We start from the raw sequence: 7451 nt of genomic DNA, 5'->3' as shown, positions 1-7451 counted from the left end.
CTTTCAATAAAATAATAATATTTAAAAAAAATCCATTCTGCAAAACAGAATGGATTTTTTGTTTACTATCGTTTTTCAATCAAAATACTTACTGCGTTTCCACCAAAACCTACAGCATTTATCAAAACTTTTTTAATCGATTTTGCCTGAGTTTTTACTTCTGAAAAAGGCACTCCAATAAATGTATCATGCTGCATCATTAAAAGTGCTAATTCTAAGCTCAACATTCCAGATGCGCCAAAGGTATGCCCGACTTTCCATTTGTTGGTTGTCAATAACGGCAATTTAGATTCAAAAACTTTTTCTACAGCGCGCAATTCTGTCAAATCACCTTTTATTGTTCCTGGTGCGTGCATGACGATTACATCAATATCTTCTAATTTTTCGTCTTTTAAAGCCATTTTCATGGATTTCTGAAAACAGTCCGCCTCTGCAGAAATAGAAATATTATGCTCTAGGATTTCGGTTGCATAACCAACACCAGTAACATAAGCGATTGCATTGTCTTTTTCTCCTGCTTCTAAACAGCAAACCGCTGCGCCTTCACCCAAAATCATGGTGTTTTGGGTTTTCTGAAAATCAAAAGCGAGATTTGGCCAAGCTTGTTCATCTTGATTAATTTTTGAATATATTTTGAGCGCACGCATCTGGGCAATTGTAAAATCAGTCAAAGGCGCTTCGCTCCCTCCTACTAAAAACTTATCTGCCATTCCTGATTGCAGCCAGGCAATTCCATTTAAAACTGCATGAAGTGCTGTCGAACAAGTTATAGAATGCGATATTTCTGGACCATCATTTTGTAAATCATGTGCAACCCAAGAGGAGATATTTCCTAAAGTAGTTGTTGGAGAAGCCAAAGTCTGTGCTTTTCCCGTATCTATATATTCTTTGTAATGCTTTTCAAATAAATCAGTAGCACCACGTGAAGAACCAATATTGATTCCAAAAACAGCCTTTGAATTCCAGCCTGCCTCTTCGATAGCTTTTCGTGAAACTGCTAATGCAAATAAAACCGAATCATCTAAAAACTTATATTTAGAATCTGATTCCCGAATTGCTATAATAAGCTTCTTCGATGCAACATCAAGAACAGCAACAGAAGTCTCTTGCTTATCTATAAATTGTTTGGAAAAGCAATGTTGGCCATCAAGATATTTTTTCCAAACTTCATCAGTATTATTTCCTAGAGAAGAAATTGAAGAGAAAGCTGTTATGGAGATTTTTGTTTTCAATATTACTGATTTTTAAACGTGCAAGTTCGCGAAAAATTAGAATTTTATTATAACCATATAAGAGATCTAAGCAAATGTAATAAGACCAACTAGACCAAACTTTTTTATTGAATTTATATCTCTAATATGGTTGAAAAATCTATACCATTTCAATCGCTTCTTCAATAGTTTTATATACTTTTTGAAGTTGTTCATCGGTTATAATATAAGGTGGCAAAATGTAAACAATGTTGCCAACTGGTCTCAAAATTACTCCATTTTCGATAAAGAAATTATAGAGTTTTGTGCGCATTGAGCCGTAGTAACTTTCTTCAGAATCTGATTTGATTTCGACGGCAAAGATAACGCCTAAGGTTCTGGCTGTAATTACTTTTGAATGATTTTCAATTTTCTTTTGAAAATCTAAATGACTCGCATTAATTCTTTTGATGTTCTGCTGCATTTCCGATGTTTGCAATAAATCTATACTTGCCAAAGCCGCTGCACAACCAGTTGGATTCGCCGTGAAGGTGTGCCCATGAAACAAAGCTTTATTAATATCATCATCAAAAAAAGCATCAAAAATGTCTTTAGTAAAAGTTGTAATTGCCATAGGTATTGTTCCTCCAGTCAAAGCTTTCGACAAACAAATCATATCTGCTTCTTCAGAAACATAATCCATTGCAAATGTTTTTCCTGTTTTCCCAAAACCGGTCATAACTTCATCTGCAATAGTTAAAACTTGGTTTTCTTTACAAATCCTAATTAGTTTTGCTAATGCTTCTGGCTCGTACATTACCATTCCGGCTGCACCCTGAACTAAAGGTTCGAAAATAAATCCGGCACAATTATGATTTTGAATTGCATTTTTTAAAGCATCAAAACTAATTTGTTCCTTTCCTTTTACTGGAACAGGAATCCGAACAACATCAATAAACATTCCTTGAAAAGCTTGGGTATAAAATGAAATGCCACTTGCCGCCATTGCTGCAAAAGTATCTCCGTGAAAAGCATTTTCAAAAGCAATTATCGTGGTTCGTTTTTCATTTTTATTAAAGAAATATTGCAAAGCTACTTTAATAGCTACTTCAACTGCTGTCGAACCATTATCAGAAAAGAAGATTTTCTCTTGGTTTTTAGGCAAAATTTCCATGAGTTTTTCTGCAACTTTTATCGCGGGTTCATGTGTAAAACCTCCAAATAAAACATGTTCTAAAGTGGTCAGCTGTTTATAGATCGAATCAGCAATAAATTTATTACTGTGGCCAAACGGATTTACCCACCAAGAGGCAATCGCATCGATGTATACTTTATTATTTTCATCCCACAGCAACGCGCCTTCACCTCTCGATATTACAATTGGAGTTTGAGAAGTTTTGTGCTGTGTATACGGATGCCAAAGATATTGGCTGTCTTTTTCAGATAAAGTCATTTTTTAGGATATAGAAAACAGAGTATAGAGCAAAGACTAAACCACTGTAGTTTTGACAAAGATAGAAAAGTCTGTTTTCTTTATTCTATATTCTTTGCTCTATAAATTAACAAGGTTTTGTCGGAACAAATCGGCGTATTCTTTAATTACATTTTGATCGAAGTACGGTTCTTCGTCAATTCTTCCAATGCATTTTATTCCTGTTTTATTCAAGATTAAACTTTCAGTCGGTTTGTTTTCGCTGCCGCTGAAGATAATTCCGGAAACTTGCAAACCTCGATTCTGAATTGCTTCAACTGTCAATAAAGTATGATTAATGCTGCCGAGATAATGTCTTGAAACAACAATAATTTTATAATCCGGTTTAATCAAATCAATAATAGTTTCTTTTTCGTTCAACGGAACAAAAATCCCTCCAGCTCCTTCAATAACTAAATGATTATCTGTTTCTGGTTCTTGAATTTGACTGACATCAATTGTAATCCCATCAATTTCCGCTGCCCAATGCGGACTCGCTGGCGTATTTAACTGATAAGCATTTTCAAAAATTTTAGATTTTTGATTGGAGATTTTAGATTTGATTTTATGACTGTCAGAATTGCCTAAATCACCAGCCTGAATAGGTTTCCAATAGTCAGCTTCTAAAGCTTCAACCACAATTGCAGCAACTATGGTTTTACCAACGTCGGTAGAAATTCCTGTTATAAATATTTTCATGATTTTGTTTCGCAGAGATTCACAAAGCTACACAAAGCTACACAAAGAATAAATAATTTTGGGAATCTCTGCATTTTCCCTGTGAGTCTCTGTGTAAGATTCTCTGCAAAATACCAATAAAAAAGAAACCCATCATTACAATAGGTTCTGTTTTTGTTTATTCTTCTTTTAATTCGTCGATCACTTTTTTGATTTCTTTGGCGTATTTACCGTAAAATTTTTGAACCCACCATTCCAGCATAATTCCCATAAAAAGCATAGTAAAAATAACTACTGAGGCCAATACTGCTAATTGATAATTTGTAATTTCATTTGACAAAAAACCAGGAATTTTAGATAATTGAAAATAAAAAAGGCCTATCAAATATAAAATTAAAAAAGGTGTCAAGGCAAATCCAAAAGTTTTATACAATTCCATATTAAGTCTTATGTCAAAATAAGTTTCATACAAACTGTCTTTCGTTTTTAATTCTATCGAGCCTAATCTCTTATAAAATAAATATAGTTTTATCAAATAATAAAGGCTTACGGCAGTAAAAAGGCTATAAAGCAGATAAAACAAAACGATTCCTTTTTGCGGAAAATTGCATAATATGGGAATAAATCCTATAAAAACAATTGAAAGTATTTGATAAATAAATTCGTTTTTTAAATTCTTTTTGATTTTATCCAGTGGCGTATTTGCCGATTGTATTTTTTCTAAATTATTTGGAAGAACGACATTTTCTGTCTTTTCGTTATTCCATGCATTTTGTATATCGTTAAAATCCATATCCTTGATTTTTAATTATTTCTTTTAATTTTTCTTTTGCTCTGTTCAGTTTTACGCGGGCATTCCCTTCAGAAATTCCAAGATTTTCTCCAATTTCTTTATGCGAGAAACCTTCTAACTGATAGAAAATAATGGCTTTGTCAATTTTTTCAAGTTTCTGAACTGCTTTATAAAAATGATCAAGCTGACTTTCTTTTATATACGAATCGCCTTCTTCGTCTTTAATATTTTCAGAAGCAATTTCATACTTATCTACTTTTCGCTTTTCTTTTCTAAGAAAAACAATTGCTGTATTTACTGCGACGCGATACATCCAAGTCGAAAACTGACTTTCATTTCTAAAAGTGTCGTACGATTTCCAGAGCTGACAAACAATTTCTTGAAAAAGATCTTGCTGATCATCAAAATTATCCATGTACATTTTAGAAACCTTGTACAAAATTCCTTTGTGACTTTCTATCCGTTTTAAAAACTCTTGTTCTTTCTCTTTCAAAACTTTTCTAGTTCATTACCGGTTTTACACTATATCCTGCTTTTCTTAACAAATTAATCACTCCAAATTCTCCTCCTAAATGTGCCGCTCCAAAAGCAAAAAACACAGATTCTTTTTTCATTAATATTGGCATTTGATTAATCCAATTGCTGTTTCTGTCATCTAAAATTGTTTTTCTGGTTTTTTCATTTGCAAATCTTTCATCCGTACTAAATTCATGCAATTCATCAATGTTTTCCATTTTATAAGCCGTTACTAATTTAGCCGTTTCTTCTGGAGTGGATTCACTTAACATGGCAATCATTTCGTTATTTGAATAAGCATTTTCAAGTATTGCAAACTGAGATTTAACCGTTTCAAGTCCGCCTACTTCAATATTTCTTTTTTTGGCCTGATCAATAAATTCCATTTCATAAAGTTTTATATCTGTACAGCCAAAAGATTTCATTGAGATTAAACTCATTACTGTCATTAAGCTAAAAGCATCTACTTGTTGCACCGTCATTCCAGTTGTCTTTTTCAAAATCTCATCTAATTTAGACAATTGTTCTGGACTTAACTTTTTGCTTAATGGTTCTTTTCCCATAGCCAGTTTTTGCATCTCTGTCATCTCTTTCGGATCAGCAAAATTGATTTCTAGCACTAATTTATTTGATGCTTCGAATGCTTTTTTTGTTTTTTCAGTAAGAAAATAATCTCCTCCACAAATCATATGAATGGTTCCATACAGATAAGAAGGTTTCGATAATCCGTTTCCTGACACTTCCCACAAAAGAGAATTTTCAAGTTTTGCAACTGTTGTCTGTGCTTGAGTTGCTCCACTAAAAATAATGGCGATTGCCACTACTGCTGCTTTAAATAAATTTTTCATTTTGATTGATTTTAAGTTGATTATTGATTGATGATTTTGATGATTGAAACTCCAAATTATAGTTTGCTGTATTTTTCTCTTTTTACAGAAGCATAAGTTGCTACAAGCAGACAAATAATTATTATTGTAAAATCAGGATATGGTTTACTATAGAAAAAATGATTTACTAAAGAATAAGTTACCTGAATGGAAGTTAAAACAAGCAATAAATTACAAATGATTTTTTTTACAAAAGTGATTATAGTTTTCATAATTATTTTGGTTTATTTGATTACGGCTCGTAAGTAATCGAATAATCAAAACGTTACAAAAAAAATTAAACTTTTTTCAGAAAGTACGGAAATTCAGCTATTACACAGAAATTCACAAAGAAAAAAACAGAGAAAACACAAAAAATAATTCTTTATTTTCTCAGTTGTAACTCTCTCTGTTGAATAGAAAAACTAAAAAATGGAATTTCTTAATAATTCTAGTACTTGATTAATTTCTTCTTCAGAATTATAACTGTGAATACAAAAACGCAGACGTTCCTGACCTTCTGGAACTGTTGGCGAAAGAATTGGTTTTACATCGAAACCTCTATCTTGCAACTGTTGCGCTAATCTTTTGACATTTTCATTACCGGGAACAATCGCAGATTGAATGGCAGACTTGCTTCTAACAAACATCGGCTTTAAGCCTAATAAATTTTTCTGCTGATTAAACAAAATTATATTCTGGCGCAGTTTATCAATAGTTTGTGCTTCGATTTCTAATTGTTGATAGGCAATTAAAATTGTGGCTACAGAATGTGGAGACAATCCTGTTGTGTAAATAAAACTTCTGGAGAAGTTTATCAAATATTCCTTAAGTTCTGAACTACCTAAAATTACAGCACCGTGACAGCCCAAAGCTTTTCCAAAAGTCATAATTCGGGCAAAAATTCTATTGTGCAAGTGCAGGTATTGACTTAAGCCTTCTCCTTTTTCACCAAAAACACCTAGAGTATGTGCTTCATCAACCACTAAATAGCAATTGTATTTTTCTGAAAGCTGCGCTAATTCTTCAAGATTTGGACTATCACCATCCATAGAAAAAACGGTTTCAGTAATGATGTAGATATTCGTGTCTGGAAATTTAAGTATAAGACGTTCTAAATCTTCAAAATCATTATGATTGAATTTATATGATTTGGCATTAGACATTGTAATTCCGTCCCGAATAGAAGCATGACTTAGTTCATCATATAGAATAACATCGTTTCGTTGTGGTACAGCGCTAAAAAAACCAACATTGGCATCGTAACCCGAATTATAAATTAAAGCCGATTCAGCCTCATGAAAATGCGAAATGAAGTTTTCCGCAATTTGATATAAAGAATGGTTGCCAGAAATTAATCGTGAACCTGTAGCCCCGTTCTGAATAATCTCATTTTCGACTAAATAATGATGTGTTAATTTAAAAATCGATTCTGATTTCGAAAATCCGATATAATCGTTAGAAGAAAAATCGACAAGATTATTAAAGCTTGGCAATTGTCTCAACGAATTATTTTGCTTCCTGTTTTCGATCCTTCGAATAAGATTTTCTGGTAATTTCATAAAAACAAAGTTATGAAAATCAAATCAAACATTATTTCAGGTTTTCCTTTTCAATCCATTTGAAGTTTCCTTTTTTAGTAGCATCAAGTAAATTTACATCTAATCCAACAGCAATACAATAGGCTAGTTTAAAAGCCGCTTCCGAATTTAGGTGTACTGAAACTGTTTTCTTTTTCGTGTCAGAAAGCCAAATTTTAATTTCAAAATCTCTATCTGAATAATTTTTATAAACCGATACATATTTAACATCCTTAAAATTATATCCTTGCCTAACTGAATTTTAAACAATGTAAAATTAAATCGAACTGTTTTTAAGTCAGTATTTGTATATACTTTTTTAGTAAAAGTTAATCCAGCTGCACATATAAAAATCAC

Annotated in this window: 8 protein-coding genes; all 8 read right to left on the bottom strand. The window is 32.3% G+C overall.

Annotation, left to right across the window (positions count from 1 at the left end):
• Positions 1 to 65: 65 nt before the first annotated feature.
• The 8 genes from IR010_RS08685 to IR010_RS08650 all read right to left on the bottom strand — a co-directional run bounded on the left by IR010_RS08685 (position 66) and on the right by IR010_RS08650 (position 7076).
• Complete coding sequence (locus IR010_RS08685; RefSeq protein WP_194603085.1) at positions 66 to 1232, bottom strand: beta-ketoacyl synthase N-terminal-like domain-containing protein; 1167 nt, start codon at positions 1230 to 1232, stop codon at positions 66 to 68.
• Between the two features lie 139 nt (positions 1233 to 1371).
• Positions 1372 to 2643 carry an adenosylmethionine--8-amino-7-oxononanoate transaminase gene (bioA, locus tag IR010_RS08680; RefSeq protein ID WP_194603082.1) on the bottom strand — a complete coding sequence of 424 codons (1272 nt, stop codon included), beginning with the start codon at positions 2641 to 2643 and terminating at the stop codon, positions 1372 to 1374.
• 99 nt (positions 2644 to 2742) lie between these two features.
• The gene (bioD, locus tag IR010_RS08675; protein ID WP_194603080.1) at positions 2743 to 3360 is read right to left on the bottom strand and encodes a dethiobiotin synthase; all 618 of its coding nucleotides are present in this window, start codon (positions 3358 to 3360) and stop codon (positions 2743 to 2745) included.
• 157 nt (positions 3361 to 3517) lie between these two features.
• A complete protein-coding gene (locus tag IR010_RS08670; protein WP_029271051.1) occupies positions 3518 to 4132 on the bottom strand; it encodes a hypothetical protein in 615 nt (204 codons plus the stop codon).
• Positions 4122 to 4625: an RNA polymerase sigma factor gene (locus tag IR010_RS08665; protein ID WP_194603078.1), complete on the bottom strand. Its 504-nt coding sequence runs from the start codon at positions 4623 to 4625 to the stop codon at positions 4122 to 4124. The genes IR010_RS08670 and IR010_RS08665 overlap by 11 nt, the downstream gene beginning before the upstream one ends.
• Before the next feature lie 7 nt (positions 4626 to 4632).
• The gene (locus tag IR010_RS08660; RefSeq protein WP_194603076.1) at positions 4633 to 5496 is read right to left on the bottom strand and encodes a TraB/GumN family protein; all 864 of its coding nucleotides are present in this window, start codon (positions 5494 to 5496) and stop codon (positions 4633 to 4635) included.
• A gap of 56 nt (positions 5497 to 5552) precedes the next feature.
• Positions 5553 to 5747, bottom strand: a complete 195-nt coding sequence (locus IR010_RS08655; protein ID WP_194603074.1) for a hypothetical protein — start codon at positions 5745 to 5747, stop codon at positions 5553 to 5555.
• 192 nt (positions 5748 to 5939) lie between these two features.
• Entirely contained in the window at positions 5940 to 7076 is a 1137-nt protein-coding gene (locus tag IR010_RS08650) for an aminotransferase class I/II-fold pyridoxal phosphate-dependent enzyme (protein WP_194603072.1), read from the bottom strand.
• Between the last annotated feature and the right edge of the window lie 375 nt (positions 7077 to 7451).

It is taken from the genome of Flavobacterium sp. MR2016-29 (assembly GCF_015350695.1).
In the GTDB taxonomy this organism is placed as follows: domain Bacteria; phylum Bacteroidota; class Bacteroidia; order Flavobacteriales; family Flavobacteriaceae; genus Flavobacterium.
Note: the sequence above shows the minus strand (reverse complement) of the source record. Positions and strands in the feature narration are given on the sequence as shown.